General features: G+C 39.5%; 19 protein-coding genes and 3 tRNA genes. 13 read left to right on the top strand and 9 right to left on the bottom strand.

All coding sequences use genetic code 11. The features are described 5' to 3' along the window. Positions 1–107: 107 nt before the first annotated feature. The gene (locus tag AS4_RS05510) at positions 108–1,298 is read right to left on the bottom strand and encodes a putative solute-binding protein (RefSeq protein WP_224965497.1); all 1,191 of its coding nucleotides are present in this window, start codon (positions 1,296–1,298) and stop codon (positions 108–110) included. A 378-nt stretch (positions 1,299–1,676) separates the two neighbouring features. On the opposite strand from AS4_RS05510, the gene AS4_RS05505 reads away from it, so the two are divergent. The 3 genes from AS4_RS05505 (at position 1,677) to AS4_RS05495 (ending at position 5,472) form a co-directional block, all read left to right on the top strand. After that, positions 1,677–2,261, top strand: a complete 585-nt coding sequence (locus tag AS4_RS05505; RefSeq protein WP_096733461.1) for a 5-formyltetrahydrofolate cyclo-ligase — start codon at positions 1,677–1,679, stop codon at positions 2,259–2,261. Positions 2,262–2,408: 147 nt separating this feature from the next. Further along, on the top strand, positions 2,409–4,838 hold the full coding sequence (lon, locus tag AS4_RS05500; protein WP_096733460.1) for an endopeptidase La: 2,430 nt from the start codon (positions 2,409–2,411) through the stop codon (positions 4,836–4,838). 256 nt (positions 4,839–5,094) lie between these two features. After that, entirely contained in the window at positions 5,095–5,472 is a 378-nt protein-coding gene (locus AS4_RS05495; protein ID WP_004722409.1) for a VOC family protein, read from the top strand. 260 nt (positions 5,473–5,732) lie between these two features. Here the strand turns inward: AS4_RS05495 and AS4_RS05490 are convergent, their stop codons facing one another. The 5 genes from AS4_RS05490 to AS4_RS05470 form a co-directional block, all read right to left on the bottom strand. Then, on the bottom strand, positions 5,733–6,161 hold the full coding sequence (locus AS4_RS05490) for a DUF7832 domain-containing protein (protein WP_096733459.1): 429 nt from the start codon (positions 6,159–6,161) through the stop codon (positions 5,733–5,735). Between the two features lie 152 nt (positions 6,162–6,313). Then, positions 6,314–7,159: a diaminopimelate epimerase gene (gene dapF / locus AS4_RS05485; protein WP_096733458.1), complete on the bottom strand. Its 846-nt coding sequence runs from the start codon at positions 7,157–7,159 to the stop codon at positions 6,314–6,316. Positions 7,160–7,172: 13 nt separating this feature from the next. Then, positions 7,173–8,417 carry a diaminopimelate decarboxylase gene (gene lysA, locus AS4_RS05480; RefSeq protein WP_034617487.1) on the bottom strand — a complete coding sequence of 415 codons (1,245 nt, stop codon included), beginning with the start codon at positions 8,415–8,417 and terminating at the stop codon, positions 7,173–7,175. 33 nt (positions 8,418–8,450) lie between these two features. Beyond that, positions 8,451–8,681: a hypothetical protein gene (locus tag AS4_RS05475; protein WP_004819690.1), complete on the bottom strand. Its 231-nt coding sequence runs from the start codon at positions 8,679–8,681 to the stop codon at positions 8,451–8,453. Between the two features lie 155 nt (positions 8,682–8,836). Beyond that, complete coding sequence (locus AS4_RS05470; RefSeq protein WP_004819689.1) at positions 8,837–10,237, bottom strand: amino acid permease; 1,401 nt, start codon at positions 10,235–10,237, stop codon at positions 8,837–8,839. 279 nt (positions 10,238–10,516) lie between these two features. On the opposite strand from AS4_RS05470, the gene radA reads away from it, so the two are divergent. From radA to AS4_RS05455, 3 genes are all read left to right on the top strand, one after another. Beyond that, complete coding sequence (gene radA / locus AS4_RS05465) at positions 10,517–11,902, top strand: DNA repair protein RadA (protein WP_004722416.1); 1,386 nt, start codon at positions 10,517–10,519, stop codon at positions 11,900–11,902. A 555-nt stretch (positions 11,903–12,457) separates the two neighbouring features. After that, positions 12,458–13,459 carry a Tim44 domain-containing protein gene (locus AS4_RS05460; RefSeq protein ID WP_096733457.1) on the top strand — a complete coding sequence of 334 codons (1,002 nt, stop codon included), beginning with the start codon at positions 12,458–12,460 and terminating at the stop codon, positions 13,457–13,459. Between the two features lie 193 nt (positions 13,460–13,652). Further along, entirely contained in the window at positions 13,653–14,000 is a 348-nt protein-coding gene (locus AS4_RS05455; protein ID WP_096733456.1) for a calcium-binding protein, read from the top strand. A gap of 194 nt (positions 14,001–14,194) precedes the next feature. On the opposite strand, the gene AS4_RS05450 is transcribed toward AS4_RS05455, so the two are convergent. Next, the gene (locus AS4_RS05450; RefSeq protein ID WP_004722420.1) at positions 14,195–15,370 is read right to left on the bottom strand and encodes a S1C family serine protease; all 1,176 of its coding nucleotides are present in this window, start codon (positions 15,368–15,370) and stop codon (positions 14,195–14,197) included. A 171-nt stretch (positions 15,371–15,541) separates the two neighbouring features. Here AS4_RS05450 and AS4_RS05445 point away from each other — a divergent pair, with 171 nt between their 5' ends. The 7 genes from AS4_RS05445 (at position 15,542) to AS4_RS05415 (ending at position 18,932) form a co-directional block, all read left to right on the top strand. Then, positions 15,542–16,300: a Nif3-like dinuclear metal center hexameric protein gene (locus AS4_RS05445; protein ID WP_096733455.1), complete on the top strand. Its 759-nt coding sequence runs from the start codon at positions 15,542–15,544 to the stop codon at positions 16,298–16,300. A gap of 220 nt (positions 16,301–16,520) precedes the next feature. After that, a complete protein-coding gene (locus AS4_RS05440) occupies positions 16,521–17,147 on the top strand; it encodes a superoxide dismutase (RefSeq protein WP_004722425.1) in 627 nt (208 codons plus the stop codon). 142 nt (positions 17,148–17,289) lie between these two features. Further along, entirely contained in the window at positions 17,290–17,871 is a 582-nt protein-coding gene (locus tag AS4_RS05435) for a hypothetical protein (protein ID WP_227548131.1), read from the top strand. A gap of 74 nt (positions 17,872–17,945) precedes the next feature. Then, positions 17,946–18,021 (top strand) — tRNA-Asn (locus AS4_RS05430). 5 nt (positions 18,022–18,026) lie between these two features. Then, positions 18,027–18,102 (top strand) — tRNA-Asn (locus AS4_RS05425). A gap of 242 nt (positions 18,103–18,344) precedes the next feature. Further along, positions 18,345–18,420 (top strand) — tRNA-Asn (locus tag AS4_RS05420). A gap of 62 nt (positions 18,421–18,482) precedes the next feature. Further along, entirely contained in the window at positions 18,483–18,932 is a 450-nt protein-coding gene (locus AS4_RS05415; protein WP_096733454.1) for a DUF2726 domain-containing protein, read from the top strand. Positions 18,933–18,977: 45 nt separating this feature from the next. Here AS4_RS05415 and mgtE read toward each other — a convergent pair whose 3' ends face one another. Then, entirely contained in the window at positions 18,978–20,315 is a 1,338-nt protein-coding gene (mgtE, locus tag AS4_RS05410) for a magnesium transporter (RefSeq protein WP_096733453.1), read from the bottom strand. A gap of 167 nt (positions 20,316–20,482) precedes the next feature. After that, positions 20,483–23,581 carry a multidrug efflux RND transporter permease subunit gene (locus AS4_RS05405; RefSeq protein WP_096733452.1) on the bottom strand — a complete coding sequence of 1,033 codons (3,099 nt, stop codon included), beginning with the start codon at positions 23,579–23,581 and terminating at the stop codon, positions 20,483–20,485. Between the last annotated feature and the right edge of the window lie 157 nt (positions 23,582–23,738).

The raw sequence follows: 23,738 nt of genomic DNA, 5'->3' as shown, positions 1-23,738 counted from the left end.
TAAACTTTCATTTTGCTCCTTTAGCTTTTAATTCAAATCAAAAACATCAGCTGTTTGTGATTTTGCTTTTGACTTATATACCTCATCAAGACAAGAGCAAAACCCAATCATTCATCATTTAAAGCACATTCAAAACTACTTGGGGTTTGACCACATCGAACCTTTTTCAAAATTTTCATCATTGTTGGGTCATAGAAGCCTTCTTTGGTCATCTGAATACGTGCTTCACGCATAATCTTAATATAGCCTGGTTTATCTGCTTCACGAATATCAAACCAATATTTATCTGGAACTTCTCGCTCCAGTTTATCGACAAACTGAAATGCTGGGCTGAGTTGTTTAGAAATCATTTCCCGTGCGATTGGTCCCATACCTGCAGGGAACTTATTCCGATGCATGATTAATGTGCCTGTGACCTGTATCAAAGGAAAGCGAATAATACCACCAACCACATTGCCATTTTTATCGGTCATGCCCTTTTTCAATTCTAAAGGCTTAAATAACAAAGCAGGCCCCGCCATAATATCGACTTCTTTGTTATTAAACTTTCCACCCACGGTTAAGAGATCAACAGAAACAGGTTGTGCACCAACATTTTGCACCAACTTCTTTTGAGTACCGTCAAAGTTCATGACCGCCACTTTTTTCCCTGCTGCTTTTGATAAAGTATCAATACGGCGATCATTGACCATGATATACGCAGCACCTAAAGGAACAATCCCCACCACTTCATAATCACGATTGACCATTTTTGCATCGTACTCAGGCCGTGCAAGTAACTGGATCACGGTGGTTAATTGCTTATAGTTTTGTACTGCCCCAATAGCATCAATACTGCCAACAAACGGATTAAACTGACGTGCACGAATGTTACTGATTCCAGCACCATCACAGCGTTTACTTCGGAAATCCTCAGTCAATACACGTTCATCGGTATAAACTCTTAAATTAATATCCGTAGAAGCAGTTTTCTTTAATTTTGGATAATTTAAATCAATATGCATCGACAATTTGGTTGGACGGGTAATTTTCATATCTACCCCAAATTCCTTAGCAATCTGTGTAATTCGTGGCAATTCACTGATATAACTGGTCGCTTGTTCAAAAGCTTCACTATTGGCGCCATCAGGAGAATACACACACAGCGTGACTGTTTTGGGAATCTGTTGCCAAACTTTTGGATCATTCATTAAGGTTTTAATTTTATTCTTTGAATGTGCAGATAACTCAAGATCCAGTTTTGGCGCTGCTGGAGCGGCATAGCTCATCAGCGGTAAACTGCTTGCCAATGCAAGCATTGAGATAACAAACCGTCGTGACAAGGTATGAGATTGTTGTTTTAGCTGACTTTGCATGGTGTTTTCCTGTTTATTTTCGTGCTTATCCATAATCATCACTCACGTGAATTTCTTCTCAGCCTAATTGAAGTGCTTCCATTTGCAATTGACTGAGCAAAATCCTACATTTGTCAGAATAGATACTCTGGACTTAAAATGCAGAACATCAATATTTAATCTTGTTTTATCAAACGATTAGAATAATAGCTTAAAACCACCCATTTATCGCAAACTCTGATGAATAAAAGATAATCAAAATAAAATCTTGATCATTTCCTTATAAATGCTGTTTATCAATTCATTGTATACTGGCAACAGTTTAGTTTTAGCATTCAGAACATGGATCAAAATTCACAACTGCGTAGATCTTTAAGACAACAACGACAAAAGCTGACCCGCAATCAACAAATGGTCATTGAATTGCAATGCTTTAAACAGATGCTACGCCATCGCCATTTTTTCAATGCGCAGAAAATCGGATTATATTTAGATGCTTTTGGTGAAATTCAAACCAAATTGCTTATCGAATATTGCTGTGCGATTGGAAAAACCGTGTATTTGCCCATGATCTGCAATATGAACAAAAAACTGGTTTGGGTCAAAATATCAAATCGGCAGTTTCGTAATCGTCGCTTTTCTTTACATCGTCTTGGGATGCTAGAACCTATGGCAAGTCGTGCTAAACATATTTCAATACTCGATCTGGTGATCATGCCTTTATTGGCTTGTGATTTAAAAGGTAGTCGTATGGGTATGGGAGGCGGTTTCTATGATCGAACGCTTGCATCAGCGACACACCGCCCACATCGGCTTGGTTTAGCCCATGATTTCCAGTTACTCACCCATGAGCTTAAAAGAAATCCGTGGGATCAGCCCTTAGACAGCCTAATTACTCCAGCAAAAACTTATTATTTTCGCCGTTAAATTGACCAATAAATGCAAATAGGTTTATTTGTTAATCAAATAGTTGCGATTTTTTAAACTTTTTATTTGGCAAAGCCCTTGTAATTTTTGAAATACACATCACTATAAAAAACATGGCAACACCGTTGTCACTCATTAGGAGTGCCCATGTCTGAGATTATTATGAATCAAGAAAACTTAGAGCCACAGGTTCCAAGTGTATTACCGCTTTTAGCGTTGCGTGACGTGGTTGTGTACCCACATATGCAAATTGCGCTATTTGTGGGTCGTGAAAAATCGATCAATGCAGTTGATGTGGCTCGTAACAGTGACAATTTAGTATTTGTAGTTGCGCAAAAAGATTCGCTTACAGAAGAAATTGATCACGACAACTTATATCAATATGGTACCGTCGCAAAGATTGTACAAGTTGTGAATCATGAAAATGATGAAAACTGTATCAAGGTACTGATTGAAGGCTTACATCGTTCTAAGCTGGTTGAAATCATCGACAATGATGAATACTTATCGGCTGAACATGCATTAAGCCCAATGACGATATCTGTAGATAAAGATACTCAAGCAACACGTGTAGAAGAATTACGTGCACTGTTTTCACAGTATGCAGAAGCCAAATTACGTAATGCACGTGAATTGATTGCAGCAGCAAATAAAATCGACGATTTATTACAATTGTTGTTCTTTGTTGCAACCCGTGTACCTTTAAATATCGATGTAAAACAAAAATTCCTAGAGCACGATGAGTTTGAAGCACACTTACAAGAGCTAATGACTTATTTATTGCAACAATCTGAAGAACAACAGATTGAGCAAACATTGCATGACTCTGTAAAACGCCAAATGGAAAAGAACCAACGCGAATACTTCCTCAATGAGAAGATGAAAGTCATTCAGCGTGAACTTTCCGATATGAATGGTGGTGCGGAAGATGATGTTGCGGAAATTGAAAAACGTTTAGCGGAAGCTGATTTACCTGAACATGTGCGTAAAAAAGCTGAAAATGAATTCCGTAAACTCAAAGCCATGCAACCTGCGTCAAGTGAAGCTGCTGTTGTACGCAACTATATCGAGGCGATTTTAGATACGCCTTGGAATAAAGCCAGCAAAGTCAGCATTAACTTAGCCAAAGCTCAGGAAATTTTAGATACAGACCACTATGGTTTGGATGAAGTTAAAGAACGTATTGTTGAATACCTTGCGGTGCAATCACGCGTGAAAAAACTTCGTGGTCCAATCCTTTGTTTAGTTGGTCCTCCTGGTGTTGGTAAAACCTCACTCGGGGAGTCAATTGCCAAAGCAACTGGTCGTGAATTTGTTCGTATGGCACTCGGTGGTGTCCGTGACGAAGCAGAAATTCGTGGTCATCGTCGTACCTATATTGGTGCGATGCCGGGTAAAATTGTGCAGTCATTGACCAAAGTTGGCGTTAAAAACCCACTGTTCTTGCTCGACGAAGTGGACAAAATGGCACAGGATTATCGTGGTGATCCAGCTTCTGCCCTGCTTGAAGTACTTGATCCATCACAGAACAACAAGTTTAACGATCACTACTTAGATCTTGATCTTGACTTGTCTGAAGTGATGTTTATCTGTACTGCAAACAGCATGAATATTCCTGAGGCTTTATTAGACCGTATGGAAGTAATTCGTTTGCCGGGTTATACCGAAGACGAAAAAGTCAATATTGCAGATCGTTACCTTGTTCCAAAAGCAATCAAGAACAATGGTTTGCGTGGCAAAGAATTGACTGTTCATGAAGAAGCGATTCGTGACATTGTACGTCGTTATACCCGTGAAGCTGGTGTACGTAGCCTTGAACGTGAAGTATCGAAGATTGCACGTAAAGTGGTGAAAGAATCAGTCAGTAAGAAAGCGAAAAACTTACATATTGATGTCACTGCTGAAAACTTACCTGAATATTTAGGCGTGCATAAGTTTGATTACGGTATGGCGGAAGAAGAAGCTCAAGTGGGTCGTGTAAATGGCTTGGCATGGACTTCTGTCGGTGGTGAGTTACTAACCATCGAAGTTGCAGCTGTAAAAGGTAAAGGTAAATTTATTACCACGGGTTCACTCGGCGATGTAATGAAAGAGTCGATTACTGCGGCAATGACTGTGGTTCGTACACGTGCTGATGAATTGGGTATTGAAGCTTCTCGTTTTGAAGAAACTGACGTACACGTTCACTTACCTGAAGGTGCGACACCGAAAGATGGACCATCTGCAGGTTTAGCATTAACCACTGCCCTTGTTTCGGCATTCACAGGGATTGCAATTCGTCCTGATATTGCAATGACAGGTGAAACCAGCTTAGGTGGCCGAGCAATGCGTATTGGTGGCTTAAAAGAGAAACTTTTAGCAGCACATCGTGGTGGCGTTAAACTGGTGTTTATCCCACAAGAAAACGTTCGTGACTTAGCTGAAATTCCTCAGAACGTGAAAGATGGTTTGGAAATTAAAGCGGTGAAAAGTATCGATGAGATTCTTCCAGTTGCTTTGGTTGAACAACCTACGCCATTGGTCAAAGCACCAATCGTTAAAGCGGTTGATGAAGGTAAAAAAGCTGCACGTCATTGATCCAATGATCGAAAAAGAGAACGCTTCGGCGTTCTTTTTTTATGTTTATAATCTATTGTTTCTTTAAGTTTCCCTTAGAATATTGATTAAAAAATAAACTTATTTACAAAATACAGCTACGCTTGAGTTAAGTTTGTCATAAGCTAATCACAATAAAGTCTAAAAATAGAGTTTAAAGGCTCAACTGCCCTTAAGCTTATAAATACAGCCATGTATGGTTATAAAACCGATAACAGCAAAATAAAAGGACACGTTTATGTCAAATCCAGTGTGTTGGTTCGAAATCTATGTCAATGATATGGCACGGGCAAAATTATTTTATCAAACGGTGATTGGTTCTGAGCTGAGTTTACTTAGTGATCCAAACGATTCATCGGTGGAAATGTGGACATTTCCATCGGATATGAGCCAATACGGCGCAACAGGCTCATTGGTTAAAATGGAAGGCATTTCTGCTGGTGGAAACAGTACAATTGTCTATTTCAGTAGTGAAGATTGTGCCATTGAAGAAGCCCGAGTAGCAGCCGCTGGTGGTCAAGTTCATCAAACAAAAATGTCGATTGGGCCTCATGGGCATATTGTTTTAGCCATTGATACTGAAGGCAATATGTTTGGTATTCATTCAATGAATTAATGGTGAGTGAACATAACGACTGTTGCTAATTTAAAATTGGCAACTAGACTGGTTGAAAAATACACAAGTATCCTCATATATAAATTATACAAGTATGCGCGCTGTAAGTGTGGTTACTTAACGTTGATTTGGTCTCCAGACAGATCTACGTTAAAACACAGTCCTACCCATTTTGGACTGTGTTTTTTTATGGGTAAATTAGAGACTGATTACAAAAGCTTATCTTAGAGAAAGTATCTATTGGCTTAAAGCACATAGAGTTATGATCGGTTCTGCTGCCATTGTGCATATTTTTGACTAATCACGACTGCCATCAAATCATAATTGTCCCATGTATCATCCACAGCATAAGTATCTGTCAAACCTTTAGCATCAACTAAGGTTTCATCATAATCTTTAAAATATTCATGGCTCTCATAATAGGCTTGGGTAAATTCAAAGCCTTGTTCATTTAAATCTTCTTCCCAAAATTTTTCATCACACATATTGATCAAAAACTGCCGTCCAGTCATTTGACGTGTGCGGACTTGTTCTAATTCATCAACACTTTCTTCTTGGTGAAACTCACCTTCCAATTGGTTATTGATAATCCAGGCTAAATAAATTCCAATATGTGTCCCACCATTTTCATATGGAAAGCCTGCTTGCTCTGCGGATTCGCCATGCCAATCAATACGATCTATTGCCATTATTTATTTTTCCTTGTGATTATTTATTTAGATCTTTAAACAGTATAAACACTTATTTTATATTTTTTAATCCAAAAACTAAGCAATTAAAGATAAAAAAAGCCCTAAAATTAATTCAGGGCTTTGCTCTAAGCTGTAAAAAGAAAAGCAGATCAACCTTGGAAATAACGTAAATCTAAACGACCTTCATAAACGGTTGCAGTCGGCCCTGTCATCCAAACCACATCGCCTTCTTTCCATTCGATTTGTAATTTACCACCAGCCAACTCAATTTCGACATTATTGGCAAGTAAACCACGACGCATTCCAGAGACTGCGGCTGCACAAGCACCTGTACCACATGCCATCGTTTCGCCCACACCACGTTCAAACACACGTAAACGCGCATGCTTTTCATCAACAATTTGCATAAAACCAGCATTCACCCGTTGTGGGAAACGCGCATGTGCTTCCACTTGAGGGCCAATTTTGGCAACATCTGCAGTTAAAACATCGGGAACGATTGTCACCGCATGTGGATTGCCCATATTGACCACATCAATAGTCAGCAATTCATTATCTTTCAATGCGATGTCATACAATGCATCTGGTTCTTCTGCAAGAAATGGAATCTCATTGGGTAAAAATTTTGGATAGCCCATGTTGACACGCACCCAACCATTTTCGCCCAACTCAGGTTCGACAATACCAGCGCTGGTTTGAACTTTAAAACGTTTTTTATTGGTCAACTGACGTTCAAAAACAAACCGCGCAAAACAACGTACGCCATTGCCGCATTGCTCTACTTCTGAACCATCAGCATTGAAAATACGATATTTAAAATCAACATTGGGAAAATCTGGTGGTTCAACAATTAACAGTTGATCAAAACCAATCCCGAAATGGCGATCAGCCAAACGGCGAATGGTCATCGCATCAAAAAATGCACGCTGGCTGATTAAATCAACCACCATAAAGTCATTGCCCAGACCATGCATTTTGGTAAATTCTAATAACATTTAAAATGGCTCCTTAAGGCAATAAGCTTTCATTTTCCCAAAGTGATTCAATGGTTTCTCGCTTACGAATCACATACGACTGGTCAGCATCGACCATGACTTCAGCAGCACGACCACGGCTGTTATAATTTGAACTCATAACAAAACCATACGCACCTGCGCCTAAAACAGCAAGATTGTCATTTTCCTGAATGGCAAGTTCACGTTCTTTACCGAGAAAATCGCCTGTTTCACAAATGGCACCCACGATATCCCAAGTTTTTGCTTCAACATCTGTACGCGATACCACAGCTTGAATGTCCATCCACGCTTGGTAAAGCGATGGACGAATCAAGTCATTCATTGCAGCATCAATAATTGCGAAATTACGATAATTGGTTGGTTTTAACAAATCAACTTTCGTCACCAATACCCCAGCATTTGCTGAAATACTCCGCCCCGGTTCCATATAGACTTTTAAGCCTAATTTCTCTAAAGCTGGACGCATTGCGTTGGCATATTCTGCAACACTTGGCGGTGTTTCATCTTTATAGGTCACCCCTAAACCGCCACCAATATCGATGTGTTTCAGCTGGATGCCCAATTCTTTTAATTTTGCAATCATCATAATGACGCGGTCAAGCGCATCTACGAAAGGTTGTGTTTCAGTTAATTGCGAACCAATGTGACAATCGATCCCAATCACATCAAGGTTGGGTAAAGACGCCGCATATTGATAGGTTTCAAAAACTGAATCTGATGGAATACCAAATTTATTTTCTTTTAAACCTGTCGAAATATACGGATGGGTTTTCGCATCTACATCTGGGTTTACCCGTAACGAAATCGGAGCTTTTTTGCCTAAACCTGCCGCAACTTTCTGGATACGATCAAGTTCAGCATGAGATTCCACATTAAAGCACGCAATCCCCACTTCTAGGGCTTTTTGAATATCTGCTTCTTGTTTGCCTAAACCTGAGAATACGATTTTTGTAGCATCTCCACCTGCGGCAAGGACTCGCGCAAGCTCACCACCTGTAACAATATCAAAGCCTGAGCCTAATTTTGCCAATACATTCAATACCGCAAGATTTGAGTTTGACTTCACCGCAAAACAAATTTGATGATCGATAAAGCTAAATGCCTGATCCATATCCAAATAATGCTTTTCAAAAGTTGCCTTTGAATAAACATAAAGCGGTGTGCCATATTGCTGCGCGAGTTGATCTAAAGAACATTGCTCTGCATGCAATACCCCATGAATGCGGGAGAAACTCATGAATCTATCCTTTCAATGAAAGTGTAATTAGGTTTAGTTTGAAGTGGCTTGAGACGCTGGCACAGATTGATCTGCAATGGCTGTCTGATCTTGCACTTTTGCCTTGCTTTGGGCAGCTTTATTGGCATCTTTTGAATAAAGCAAATATTTGGCACGTTTGTCATAGTCTTGACTGTTTGCCAACTGCAAATTGCCTGATTGACCACAACCCACCAACACCGCACTTGCTAAAACTAAACCGATGCCACAAATTGCAAAACGCATTTGTTCACCTATTTCCAAAATTTTCGTCAGTATACCTTATACCTTGAATCTAAAATATAGACCAAAGCGGAAGCCTTAAAGCTTAAAATGAGAATTAAAAAAACGCCAGTAAATTACTGACGTTTTCTTATCAATATCATTGAAATCGTTAATGACTATTTTTTCTTATAAAAACAGAAATAACCAATCGCAAGGATAATGAGCCAGATCGGACTGACCATCAATGATTTCATTGTATCTGGTTCTAATGCAAGAATACCAATCGTACCGACAAAGAAAATGATCACGATATAACAAGTAATCGGTCCACCTGGTAATTTAAACACTGATTTTGCATGAAGTTCTGGGCGTGTTTTGTAGTACACCAAGTAACTCCACAAAATAATGATCCATACCAAGATAAACAAGATCGTGGATAGTGTGGTTGCTAAAGTAAATGCTTCGACTGTGTTTGGAACGAAATATTGTAATGCCGCACCACCCAATAGACATACACCAGAGAAATACAAAGCATTCGCTGGAACTGCACGTTTATTTAACAGACCAAATGCTTTAGGACCTTGGTCTTCACGAGAAAGACCAAACAGCATACGACTTGTTGAGAAGACACCACTGTTCATTGAAGACATTACAGAAGAAAGGACCACCAAGTTCATAATGATTGCAGCCGCAGCAATTCCCGCTTGACTAAACAAGTTCACAAATGGGCTAACTTTAGGATCAATCATATTCCATGGTGTAACTGACATAACAATCACCAATGCCAATACATAGAAGAAAATAATACGGATTGGAATTGAGTTAACTGCTTTAGGTAAGTTCTTCTCTGGATCTTTGGTTTCTGCTGCGGTGGTACCAACAAGTTCAACACCGACAAAAGCAAATATGGCAATTTGGAAGCCTGCTAAGAAGCCTTCAAAGCCTTTCGGGAACATTCCCCCATGATCCCAAAGATGGGTAAATGACGCCACTTGACCTGTTGCCGCCGAAGTAAAGCCAGTAAAAATCATCCAGAAACCCACCAAAATTAACACCACAATGGCAATAATTTTGATCAGTGCAAACCAGAATTCCAATTCACCAAACAGTTTTACTGTGACTAAGTTCAACCCTAAAATAAAGAAGATCGCGGCAACACTGATCATTGCCCCTTCAGTTGGGGTAAAGGGCACCCCATTATTGAAGAACTGTAAGTAATAGATAATTGCAGATAGATCTGCGATACCAATTGTGATCCAGCACAGCCAATAAGTCCATCCGACAAAATAGCCGGCCCATGGTCCGATCAAATCTGTAGAAAAATCAATAAATGACTTGTATTGCAAGTTTGAAAGTAACAGTTCACCAAGCGCACGCATGACGAAAAAAACCATCAAACCAATGATCATGTAAATAAATAATATGGATGGTCCCGCAAGACTGATCGTCTTCCCTGAACCCATAAATAAGCCTGTCCCAATCGCACCACCAATTGCAATTAATTGTAGATGACGATTCGATAAACTTCTTGCTAGTTCACCTGTTTCCGCAGAAGAACTGAGGTTTTCATTTGACATTGTTATATTCTTCTCTCAGATTTCGTTGTTTAAAAGTAGCTTAAAACAAAAAAAATAAAAAAGCCTTTTTCAATGAATACTTAAAATATCTAAGTTTTTTCATCTTTTAGCTTATTTAATAGTCAAACGACTATCCCTTACCTTTCTTATTTTTACCGTTCCTTCGATTTGCAGTTTACGTGCCAAAATAGTTTTTGGCGAGATGTTAAGCAAAAAATTGTATTTCAATGGCGCTATTGGTACATTCAGCACATCATTCAAAAGGTGAACGCACTCAAAATGGGCAAAGTCAAAACTGTTTATCGTTGTGAACAATGTGGTACAGACCATCCAAAATGGGCAGGTCAATGTTCAGACTGTGGTGAATGGAATTCTCTGACTGAAGTGCGAATTGAACCTGTCGTATCACATCGTGCCAAACCTATGGGCGGTGGGTATGCTGGACAAGCAGCCAATGTCACCTTGCTTAACCAGATTACCGTGTCCAATGAAACACGTTTAGCTACGGGTATTGGTGAATTTGACCGGGTACTTGGCGGTGGCTTAGTCACAGGTTCTGTCGTCCTGATCGGGGGTGACCCCGGTATTGGTAAATCGACCATCCTATTACAAACCGCAACGCATATGGCTGCTGCGAAGAATTCAGCGCTCTATGTCACAGGGGAAGAATCACTTTCACAAGTGGCTTTACGTGCCAATCGTCTTGACTTAGCTACTGATAAATTACAAGTCATGGCAGAGACGTGTGTAGAACGAATTTGTGATACCCTCGCACAATTGCGCCCTGCCGTTGCCATCCTTGACTCAATCCAAACCTTATATACCGAAACCTTACAATCTGCTCCCGGCGGTGTTTCGCAAATTCGTGAGTCAGCTGCACTATTGACTCGATTTGCAAAAAATAGTGGTACGGCGTTATTTCTTGTTGGTCACGTCACCAAAGAAGGTGCCTTGGCAGGTCCACGTGTACTTGAACACATGGTCGATTGCGTACTGTATTTTGAAGGGCAATCTGACTCCCGCTACCGTATGATTCGTGCTGTCAAAAACCGTTTTGGTGCGGTCAATGAACTTGGTGTATTTGGCATGACAGATAAGGGCTTAAAAGAAGTCGCCAATCCGTCTGCCATCTTTTTAAGTCGTTATGATGAAGCGATTCCCGGTTCAGTGGTGATGATCAGTCGTGAAGGTACACGGCCATTATTGGTTGAAGTTCAAGCACTGGTTGATGACGCGCATGGACAACCGCGTCGGGTCGCACTGGGTTTAGAACAAAACCGCTTAAATATGTTGCTTGCAGTCATGCATCGTCATGGTGGTGTGCAGACCTCTGGACAAGACGTTTATGTCAATGTCGTGGGGGGCTTGAAAATTACCGAAACAGGTTCTGATCTTGCGGTACTTTTGGCCTGTGCTTCAAGTTTACGCTCTAAAGCTTTACCACAACAATTGGCTGTGTTTGGTGAAGTGGGTCTATCAGGTGAAATACGCCCTGTTCCCAATGGACAAGAACGCTTAAAAGAAGCCATAAAACATGGTTTTAAATACATCATCGTACCTAGAGGCAATGCACCACAAAAGCCTATTGCAGGTGTACAAATCATTGCAGTGGCTCGACTGCATGAGGCATTAACAGAAGCCATGCAATTGAGTGATGAAGTCTAAGCATCCCATTTATAAAATAGGACCAAGCCTTACAAGGAAGTAAGCTTGCTTTGATAATTAGCTTAAATAAAAATTTGCCTCTTCTCCCTCATTAAATGAACCCTCACAGATCTAATAAAAATTAAATCTCTGACTAAAGTTAAAACAACAGTTTTGCTTTAATCATTTTTATAACGGATTGATCGATCGATATTTATTCAAATAATTTAAAGGTAAAGACTGGGTACTACACGCTATAAACTATCCATTAAATCATGAGAATTTTTATCATAAATTGCTGCACTAAATTTGTATATCACAGCACAATTCCACCGATATGATAAAAGCCTTTTTAAATTGATAGTTTTAATTATTTCAATAGATTAGAAAATCCGTATTGGACTTTAAAAGCCCAGCAATATATTCGTTATGTTTATGTGAATATATGTGCAAATAAATCTTAAAAACATTGAAATTCTCTTAAAAAGACTGCATAAAGAGAACTATGAAAAGCAATTACAGTAATGTGCTTGCACTCATATTCATCAACATATTTTTTTAATATAGGTAGATTCAATGGAAGTTCGACAGCGCGGCTTGGTCGCAGGTATTTTAATGGCAACTTTGGCTGTAGCACCTTTGGCTGAAGCAAAACGTGCAGGTGGTGGTAAAAGCCATGGCATGAGCCGTTCTTCGAGTTCAAGTCAGTCTTATTCTCAACCTCGACAAGTTACGCCTGCTCAACAACCAACGCCTGCTCAACCTGGACAACAAAAATCAGGTTCTGGTGTAGGTAAAATGGTTGCTGCTGGTGTTGCAGGTGCAGCAGTAGGTGCGATTGCGGCAAATGCAATGGCTGATGATCATAATGGTAATGCCCAAGCACAAACCAATGATGCTGAATTAGCGAAACAACAAGCAGCTGCTCAACAAGAAGAGAAAAAAGGTGGAATTTCAAGCTGGATCTGGTTAATCCTGATCGCAGGTGCTGCATTCTTCTTGTTCCGTAAATTCGGTGCAAAAAAAAAATTAGCCAGCAATAATCCGTATGCACCAAATAGCACAGGTCCAACATCTGCGCCATTTGGGCAAAACAATACGGCACGTAGTTCAAACGACGCGACCAATATTTTTGGTCAGTCTGTCAATGGTGGTACTGCAACACAAGCACCGTTTGGCGCAGCGTCTATGCAGAGTGGCAATCAACTTCCGGATGGAACTGAACCTGCTGCTTTCTTGCGTGTTGCTCGTCAACGCTTTAACCATATTCAGTCAATGAACTCAGTGAGCAATATTGCTGAAATTCAACGCTATTTAACAGCCGATCTTTATCAGTCAATGTACAGCGATATCATGGCAAACCAAGATCAAGATGTGGCTGAGTTTTCAAACTTAAATGCATTGGTATTGGATAGCGCGACAGAAAATGGACAATACGTGGTGAGTGTTCGTTTTACAGGAACTGTCAGCGAAGACTTAAATAGTCAACCTGTACCGTTCTCAGAAGTATGGCACTTTGTTAAACCAGCAGGGTCTACGCAAGATTGGTTAGTTGCTGGGATTCAACAAGAAAGTTAATTGAATAGCGTTTTATTGCAATAAAAACAGTGCTTCGGCACTGTTTTTTTGTTTTAAAAATATAGGAGATATTGATGATTTTCTATCGAATAGATTAAATCAAGACGGAAATAGTTTTGTTGAGATGCAGCCATTCGTTTAAAATCACTTTGTCTTTATAATCAAAGCTAATTAAAAAAATGGGATAAAACAAATGAATAAAATAATCTATAGTCTAATTCTCAGTTGTAGTGCACTTTCAAGCTTTAGCTTTGCCTGTGAGCCAGCTTCTTTAGACTGGGAAAATTTTCATAAAACCTATGATTTAAATAAAAATAATACCTTTGAACTCAATGAATTTTTAAAGGTTAAAGACTTTGAACCCTATCCTTGGCCAAATGACAGGCAGTTTCAAGGCAAAGATAAAAACATTAAATTATTTAACTATCTAGATGAAAATCAAGATGGAAAACTCACAGACGATGAAATTATCAAAATTTACAATGTATTACCTAACCCTTGTGCCAATTGGCCTGATAAAGCTTGGTGGAAATTTTGGTAAGTGAACATTCAACATATATACCCTAAACTGTTTTTACTTTTTTAGTTCATTTAATCATACATGCAGTCGTTATCGCATGCCGATATGAATCAACAACTACGAACGCTCTATTCGCCAACATTGATAAAGTCATTCAAATACGTAATCTCAAATAAAAAAGCCCTGATGAATCAGGGCTAAAATTTTCGCGATACTTAACGTCGTGGTAAAGGGATAAATTGTGAGTCAGCACTTTGAACTTTACGCTCACCCACTTTAACCGTGAGATTGACGGTTTGTTCGCCACGGATGACTTCAACTTGAATATCCGTATTCGGCGCTTGGAGCGCAACATAATTAATTAAATGTGAGGTTGAGGTAATATCTTCATTATTCACTTTAACAATACGATCGCCCACTTTAATCCCCGCTTCCGCCGCAGGACCTTTTTTCAATACATCAGCAACCACAACACCTGGTTGACGAGGCTGTAATACATCCGCTTGCGTTGGTGGAACTAAACTAATGCCCATCCATCCACGAATCACACGACCATCTTTTAAAATCGAATTTAAAATTTGCTGACAGATTTTGGCAGGAATGGCAAAGCCAATTCCCAACGAACCACCTGACTGTGAGAAGATTGCAGTATTAACACCAATCAAATTCCCAGCCACATCAATCAATGCACCACCCGAATTACCCGGATTAATGGCTGCATCTGTTTGAATAAAGTCTTCGTAAGTATTGATACCGAGATCAGAACGACCCGTTGCAGAGATAATCCCTTGCGTTACCGTTTGCCCGACACCAAATGGATTTCCTATTGCCAATACAACATCACCGACTTCATTGCCACTCAATTTAAATGGCAAGACGGGTAATTCTTTCAATTCAATTTTGATCACAGCCAAATCTGTATCAGGATCCGTTCCGATTACAGTGGCTTCTGCACGACGACCATCTTGCAAGGCAACAACGATTTGATCTGCTTGAGCAATCACATGGTTATTTGTCAAAATATAACCATCTGGACGCACAATCACTCCAGAACCTAAACTGTTTTCATTCTGGTTTTGATTTTGTTCAGGGATCTGATTTCCAAAGAACTCTCTAAACGCAGGATCATTGAGCAATGGATGATTTTGTTTTACTTTTTGAGTGGTAAAAATATTCACCACTGCTGGTGCGGCAACCTTAACGGCAGCACTATAGGACACCACACCACCCGTTCGAGATGTATTGACCAAAGGCTCAACTTTCTCAGCAGGCATCTTCACACCATCAGCAGCAATCGGTGCTTTGGGCTGTTGAAGTTTTTGCCAAACCACAAAACAAATAATAACCAGTATCAGTAAAACCCAAGGGAGCCAAGTAAATGAACGCCGCACGTTTTTATTCCTCTAAGAATTTTTTAATTCGTTGATGCAAAAGCAATTTGTATATTGTAAAGCAAATCAATCAAGAAACATAAAAAACACAAAGAGTTTTGTTCAGCTTTAGTTACAATTTAAAATATGTTTTGATGTTCTTAACACACTTCATTTAAATAAAGGTTATTCATGGCTTTACTCAAAGATATCATCCAGTGGTGTGATCAAACCTTAAAATCACATGAATTTAAAGATTACGCACCCAATGGATTACAAATCGAAGGACGATCTGAAGTAAAAAAAATTCTGTGTGCAGTCACGGCGTCACAGGGTGCAATTGATGCAGCGATTGCACAACAAGCAGATCTGCTCTTGGTTCATCATGGCTATTTCTGGAAAGGTGAACCCTATCCAATCACAGGTATGCGTGGCAAACGAATCAAAGCATTAATCCAAAATGATATTTCACTTGTTGGATACCACCTCCCCTTAGATTCGCATCCAATATTGGGGAATAATGCAATGATTGCCAAAATCCTGGGGCTGGAAAACATTGAAGCTTTAGACCCAAGCGAACGCAATCCGATTGGTAATATTGGTTATTTAAAAAATCCGATCTCACCAGAAGATTTTAAACACCTTCTCACTGAAAAATTAGGCTTTGATACCATTCATCTCAATGCAGAAAAATCATTGATTCAAAAAGTCGGATTTTGTACAGGTGGAGCACAGGACTTTATAGGCAAAGCGGCAGCGATGAATTGTGATGCCTATATTTCAGGTGAAGTCAGCGAGCGTACTTTTTATGAAGCCAAAGAGTTAAATGTGCATTACTATGCATGTGGTCACCATGCAACAGAACGCTATGGTGTTCAACAACTTGCTCAAGCGATCGCGGAACAGTTCAATATTGACGCTATTTATTTCGAACTCAACAACCCGATTTAAGCGCTATCCTAAAAAATGTAGCGCATTTTTTGGCAAATATTGCTCTGACGATTAGACACTTTTCCATAAAAATGCGATGTACTTTTTAGATTTTCTATATACGTATTAAATCGAAATAAATTGTGTATTGTTATTTAACATCTTGCACAATTGTTGAAAGAATCCATTACAATAAAGCCACTTAATGTTAAAACCCAGCTAAATGCAAGGAATTTAAAACATGACAACCATTACTTTACCTGCTTTACCATACGGCTATGAAGATCTTGCGCCGCACATAAGCAAAGAAACTTTAGAATTCCATCATGACAAGCACCACAATACTTATGTTGTAAACTTAAACAACTTAATCAAGGGTACTGATCTTGAAGGTAAAACTTTAGAAGAGATCATTGTTGCTGTTGCTGGCGATGCTTCTAAAGCAGGTGTATTCAACAACGCTGCACAAGTTTGGAACCACACATTCTACTGGAACTGTATGGCTAAAAACGGTGGCGGTAAAGCAACTGGCGCTTTAGCTGCTAAAATTGATGAAGCTTTCGGTTCTTACGAAAAATTCGCTGAAGAATTCGCTGCTGCTGCAACAACTCAATTCGGTTCAGGTTGGGCTTGGTTAGTTGCTGATAAAGTGAATGGCGAGCTTTCTATTCTTAAAACTTCAAATGCAGATACTCCACTTGCACATGGCAAAGTAGCGGTACTTACAATTGACGTTTGGGAACATGCTTATTACATCGACTTCCGTAATGCTCGTCCTAAATACATTTCGACTTTCCTAGAAAGCCTTGTAAACTGGGACTATGCAAACGCGAAATATGCCGGTCAAGAAGCTGGTGTTGAAAAATAAGATCTCAGCATTTTATTTTTGTATAAAGGCCATTCTTTTTAGAATGGCTTTTTTATGCGATTTAATTTTTTTCAATTCGAATATGATCAATCCTAATTACACAGTAAAAGCAGATTCAATAAAAATCTTTTATAGTTATGCGATGCTTAGCGCCATTCAGATCCCTTGTTATCTCTATATTGCCGAGTCAGACGATATCAGCTTCACTTTTATTTTTGTGGTCCTGTTTTGGCTGTTTATTGTATTGTTTGAACTTATTTCATTGTCTTTGCTGATCAAACATGGACGACCACAGATACGTTTTCATTCCGAGTTTTGTCAAATTCAAATGCACGCAATAAAAATCACCTTTGATTATGCACAGATTTCCGCTTTCAGCATGCGTAAAATACAGCAAGAACATCGAGGCTTTTCTTTTGGTATGTGTTACGAACTTGAGTTAATGTTTATTGATCAAATTATGCAACAACATTTTTTGTGGAAAAAAGCCTATAGGGTTAAAAATATAGTGATTTCATCAAACTTACTTTTTAAAAATATTCAAATCTTAGAAATCGCGATTATTTTTAGCGCTTTAGTCCGAATGAAACCATCACAACGAATACAAACCCTTCTGCAACTGCAACAAAATTTAACCACTTATGATCATCTAATCTCGAATAAAGAACTGGAAAACTTTAAAAATAATCAATATATATACAAACTCTTTAAATTCGGACAATAAAAAAACATTTAAGCCTTTTTTCTTATCATTTCACTTGACCACTTTGGCTTTCATCCATAAAATGCGCATCAGATTCTCCAATAGCTCAGTCGGTAGAGCGACGGACTGTTAATCCGCAGGTCCCTGGTTCGAGCCCAGGTTGGAGAGCCATCTATTCTTCCATAGCTCAGTCGGTAGAGCGACGGACTGTTAATCCGCAGGTCCCTGGTTCGAGCCCAGGTGGAAGAGCCAGATTCTAAAAAGCCCACTCATAATGAAGTGGGCTTTTTTATATCTTTATTTTCTATAAAGAAAAGATTTAACTGCTTTTCGGCTTACACCTAAATTTTAGAACGTTTAAAACAACTTTGCTTTTATTCAGATTTACTTTTATTCAGAATGATCAAATATTTAGCAAATAATGCTTTTTTATGATGAATTTAACAATTTTTCCTTGACCCATTCCCATTTCATCCCTAAAATGCGTTCCAGATTCTCCAATAGCTCAGTCGGTAGAGCGACGGACTGTTAATCCGCAGGTCCCTGGTTCGAGCCCAGGTTGGAGAGCCAGATTTTAAAAACCCACTCATGATTGAGTGGGTTTTTTCTTGTCTATACGATACCGATCGCTTATGTCTCTCGATTTACATCAAATTTTATTTTTATTGATTGGCAGTATCGCAACCATTGCTTTATTGCTTGCCTGCTTTGGTCAGTATTTATTTCGAAATAAACATTATTATGCAAAACGTGTGATCACCCCTTTTGAACAGAAAATGTTTTTCCGTTTAAATGAAGCCTTTCCTCAATATCATGTACTTGCGCAAGTCGCTTTTAGCGCGTTAATTGATTGCAATCAATTTAAATTGCGTTCCAAATTCAATCGTAAAGTGACCGACTTTGTGCTACTCGACAAACAGCTTGAAGTGATTGCTATTATTGAACTCGATGATCCCAGTCATCTTGGCAAAGAACATATCGATGCACAACGTGACGAGATGTTAGAACAAGCAGGTTATCAGGTATATCGCTATACCGATATTCCCAGTTGTCGAGATTTAAGAAAAGACATTGCGGATTGAACATGATCAGCCAAGCATTTCTAAAGCTAACCATTCAGCCATGTCTTATAAAATAATCGATGCAATACATAAATAAACGATAACACCTGTTGCATCACAAATCGAAGTGACCAAAGGTGCCGAAGCACTTGCGGGGTCCAGCTTTAAACGATTCAATATAAATGGCAGACTCATCCCAATTAAGCAGCCCATCAGTACTATACCCATCATACTTAAAGCTAACACCAAAGCGACCATTGCATCGCCTCTAAAGTAGCCAAGAATGGACACCGCAATTGCCATTGTTCCGCCCAAACATAAACCGACCAAGCTTTCACGCCCAATCAGATACATCCAATCTTTTAAATGTACATCACCCGTCGCCAATGCCCGTACCATTAAGGTGGCCGATTGTGAGCCGGCATTCCCGCCACTCCCGACCAAAAGCGGCAAAAAGAATACCAGCACAATATTCTTTGCAATAATATCCTCAAAATGGGCAATCCCGAATCCAGACAATAAGCTACCAAAAACCAAAATCACCAACCAAAATACCCGTTTTTTATACAGGTAATGAATCGGCGCTGTCTTAATGCTCATTTTAGGAGACGATGAGACTGCACTGGATTTTAAAAAGTCTTCTGTGGCTTCTTCAGTGACGACATCCATGGCATCATCATAAGTAACAATACCTAAAAGACGTTGTTGCTCATCAACAATTGGCAGCGCAATAAAGTCATAATAATGCAGCTTTTCTGCAATGCTTTCTTGGTCTTCATTCACGTCCCCGACAATCAAATCCGTACTCATGACTTCAGCAATGGTTTGCTCAGGCTCAGCAAGAATAATTTCACGTAAGGACACAACCCCGAGTAACTTGCCTTGTGCATTGACCACATAAATCAAATAGACCGTTTCACGATCTGTGGCAATTGCTCTAATCTGCTTAATAGCTTGTGTCATGTTCAAATCAGGTGACAATGTCACATAATCTGAACTCATGATTGCACCAGCAGACTCTTCTGGATATCTGGCTAAATGTTGGATCTGCTGTTGTATTTCAGGGCTTAAATCGGCATAAACAGCTTGCTGTAATGTATAAGGCAAGTACTTAAATAAATCAGTACGATCGTCCGAATGCATATCAGAAATGATATTGACCAGTATCTGTTTTGGTAAATGTTCAGAAATTTTAAGTTGTTGTTCGAGTGATAAAAACTCAAGAATATAGGCAGCATTGGGCAAATACTCCACCAATGCCAGCTGTTCATTTAAAGATAAATCTGCCAAAATTTTCGCGATATCGGCATCATTGATTTGTTCAAATTGTTTTTCAATGAGATCAAATTGATGGTTTTGAATGGCTTTTTCTATTTCTGAAACGAGTGCCAAAGAAAATTGCATAGGATGATCCAAATTCCATCAAACTTTTGCCACATGTTGGACTGCAATCCCACGAAAATAAAGATGTTTTTTGTTGTGAAACATATTTTAAAGATTCTATATGATTTGAAGCTTGCTCAATCCTCATCAAAGAGCATTGAACAAGCGAAGCTCATCAATCAACACCCTTACTCAGAGGGTGCTTTTGATTTAAAAATTGAACGAACCAGCACATACATAAATGGGATAAACAGCAAAACCAAAACTGTTCCGAAGATCACCCCACCCAATACGCTTACCCCTATTTCTTGACGGCTGGCAGCACCTGCACCAAATGCAACAACCAAGGGAATAATCCCCGCACCAAAGGCCAAGGATGTCATCAGAATTGGACGTAACCGCAATCCTGCGCCTTCTAATGCAGCGGCAATCGCTGTTTTACCTTTTTCCTGTGACAAGGCAGCAAACTCAACAATCAAAATCGCATTTTTACACGACAAACCAATCGTGGTCAGCAATGCAATTTGAAAGTAAATATCATTTGGAAAACCTGCCAATTTACTAAAAATAATATTACCTCCAATCCCCAAAGGAATTGCTGCTATTACAGCAGTTGGAATCGACCAACTTTCATATAAGGCTGCAAGGCAAAGGAAAATAAAGCCGATCGAAATCAAATACAGTAACCATGCTTGGCTACTTGATTTTTGTTCTTCAAATGACAAGCCACTCCACGCAACATCTATTCCATCTTGTTGACTAATCAAGGTCTGAATATCTTTCATGGCTTGACCTGAACTGGTATGCGCCGCTGCATTGGCTTCCATTTGCAAGGCGGTATAACCTTGGAAACGATTGACCACATCTGGCCCACCTTCCCAGCGCGTCGTTGCGAAATTGCTAAATGGCACCATCTGGTTCTGTGCATTACGCACTGTCCATACCTGTAGATCTTCAGGCTTTGAACGAAACTCTGCATCGCCCTGCATCATCACTCGTTTAATTCGTCCACGATCAATAAAGTCATTTACATAAGAGCCACCCCATGCTGCTGACAAAGTATTGTTAATCGCGGTTTGACTCAGCCCATTTGCCAATGCCAATTTTTGATTAACATCAACTTTTAACTTAGATTTATCGGGATTGGATTTTTTATCCAGATTCTCAAAGGATTGGAACTGTTTGGCTTGCGCCTGCAATGTACTGAATTGTTGATCTAAATATTTTCGTCCTTGACCGTTAATATCCTGAATCCAAAATTCTAAGCTATCACTATCCCCTAAGCCATTTACAGAAGCAGGCAAACTGACCGTAATCCGAGCATTGCGATCTTGACTAAAATACTTTGTCGCACGTTCACGAATCGCTTGCGCAGAATTTTGTGTACCTGAGCGATCATCCCAATGCTTTAAAGCCACAAAGCCTGTTCCTAAATTTTGTCCTGTACCCGAAAAATTACGCCCATAACGAATCAAGACAATATCAACATTCTGTTTTTCATGCTCAAGGAAATATTTTCGAATATTTTCCCCAACCACCTGACTACTCGACATCGGTGCACCATCAGCTAAACGGAACTGTACACTCAACATGCCCTGATCTTCACTTGGAATAAAACTGGTGGGTAAAGCCCGATAGATCAGTGAAAATACCGCAATCAAAGCCACAAAAATCGTCAAAATCACCCATTTCAAATTTAAGGTCTTTTGAATCAGGCGAATATAACCTTGTCTTAGATTTTCGAGTTTAAGATTGAACCAAGTGGCCCAACGCATAGGTTTAGGATTAGGTTTTAAAATAATGGCACAGAGTGCTGGGGTTAAGATCAATGCAACCAACAATGACAAGGCCATTGCCGCCACTAAGGTGATGGAGAATTGACGATAAATTACACCTGTCGAACCTGTAAAGAACGCCATCGGAATAAATACTGCCGTCAAAACCACGGTAATCCCGATCAATGCTCCTGTCATTTCCTGCATAGACTCGATAGATGCCTGTTTTGCAGTTAAGCCCTGCTCATGCATCAAACGTTCGACATTTTCCACCACCACAATGGCATCATCGACCAGTAGACCAATTGCCAACACCAAGGCAAATAAAGTCAATGTATTAATACTCATACCGAGCACATTGAGTACCGCAAAGGTACCTAAAATCACAATTGGTACAGTAATGGTTGGAACCAGCGTAGCACGCCAGCTTTGTAGGAAAATAAACATGACCAGAACCACCAATACGATGGCTTCTAGTAAGGTTTTGACCACCTCTTTAATCGATTCTTGCACAAACGGCGTGTTATCTCGTGGATAAACAATCTTATAGCCTTGTGGCAGTTTTTCAGAAATCTTTGCCAATTCGGCTTTAATTAATGCAGAGGTTGCTAAAGCGTTTGCACCTGAAGATAAAGAAATCCCCATGCCCGATGAAGGGTAACCATTAATGGTATTAAACGACTGATAATTTTCTGCACCCAACTCAATACGCGCCACATCTTTTAAATAGATATAGCTACCATCGGTATTGGATTTAACAATAATATTTTTAAATTCGTCGACTGTTCTTAAACGTGAACCAGCGGTGACTTTTGCATTTAAATATTGGTCAGCAGTTACCGGTAAATCCCCCACACCACCAGCAGCAACCTGTGTATTCTGTGCTTCTATTGCTGTGCGAATATCACTGGGCATCAATTGATACTGTCGCAGTAAATTCGGATTCAGCCAAATTCGCATGGCGTATTGAGAACCGAAGACATCAACTTCACCAATCCCTTCAATCCGTGATATTTCTTGTTCTATATGGTCAGATAAATAGTCACCTAATTCGATATTGTTACTTTTACCTGTTTCATCATACAAGCCCACCACCATAAAGGTATCGCCAAGCGATTTATTCACCGTTACACCTTGACGCTGTACATCATCTGGTAAGCGGTTGAGTACACCATTAATACTATTTTGGACTTGAACTTGTGCAGTATCTGGATCCGTTCCGTTTTCAAAACTGATACTAATTCTGGCACGACCCGATGAGTCACTACTCGAACTAAAATACAGCAGGTTGTCGATCCCTTTAATTTGCTGCTCTAAAACCTGAGTAACACTCTCTTCAACAGTTTCAGCATCTGCGCCTGTATAAGTTGTAGAAACAGTAATCCTTGGCGGAGCAATATCTGGATATCGCTCAATTGGTAAATTCAAGACTGAAAATACGCCTAAAGCCATGACAATAATTGCAAGTACACAGGCAAAAATAGGACGTTGAATAAAAAATTTTGAGAGCATCAGAGTAGGTTCTGCGTCAAAGGATTGAGGTAAAGTTGTTGGAGCAATTAAATCGACTTTATATGGATATTCTGTGACTTAAACTAAAAACTCAAGGAAAAATAACAGAAAAGCGAATGATAAGTTTAAATATGAAGAAACTATGAAGAATTTTTTT

This window comes from Acinetobacter guillouiae (assembly GCF_002370525.2).
Classification (GTDB): Bacteria; Pseudomonadota; Gammaproteobacteria; order Pseudomonadales; family Moraxellaceae; genus Acinetobacter; species Acinetobacter guillouiae.
This window is presented reverse-complemented; position numbering and strand designations above follow the sequence as displayed.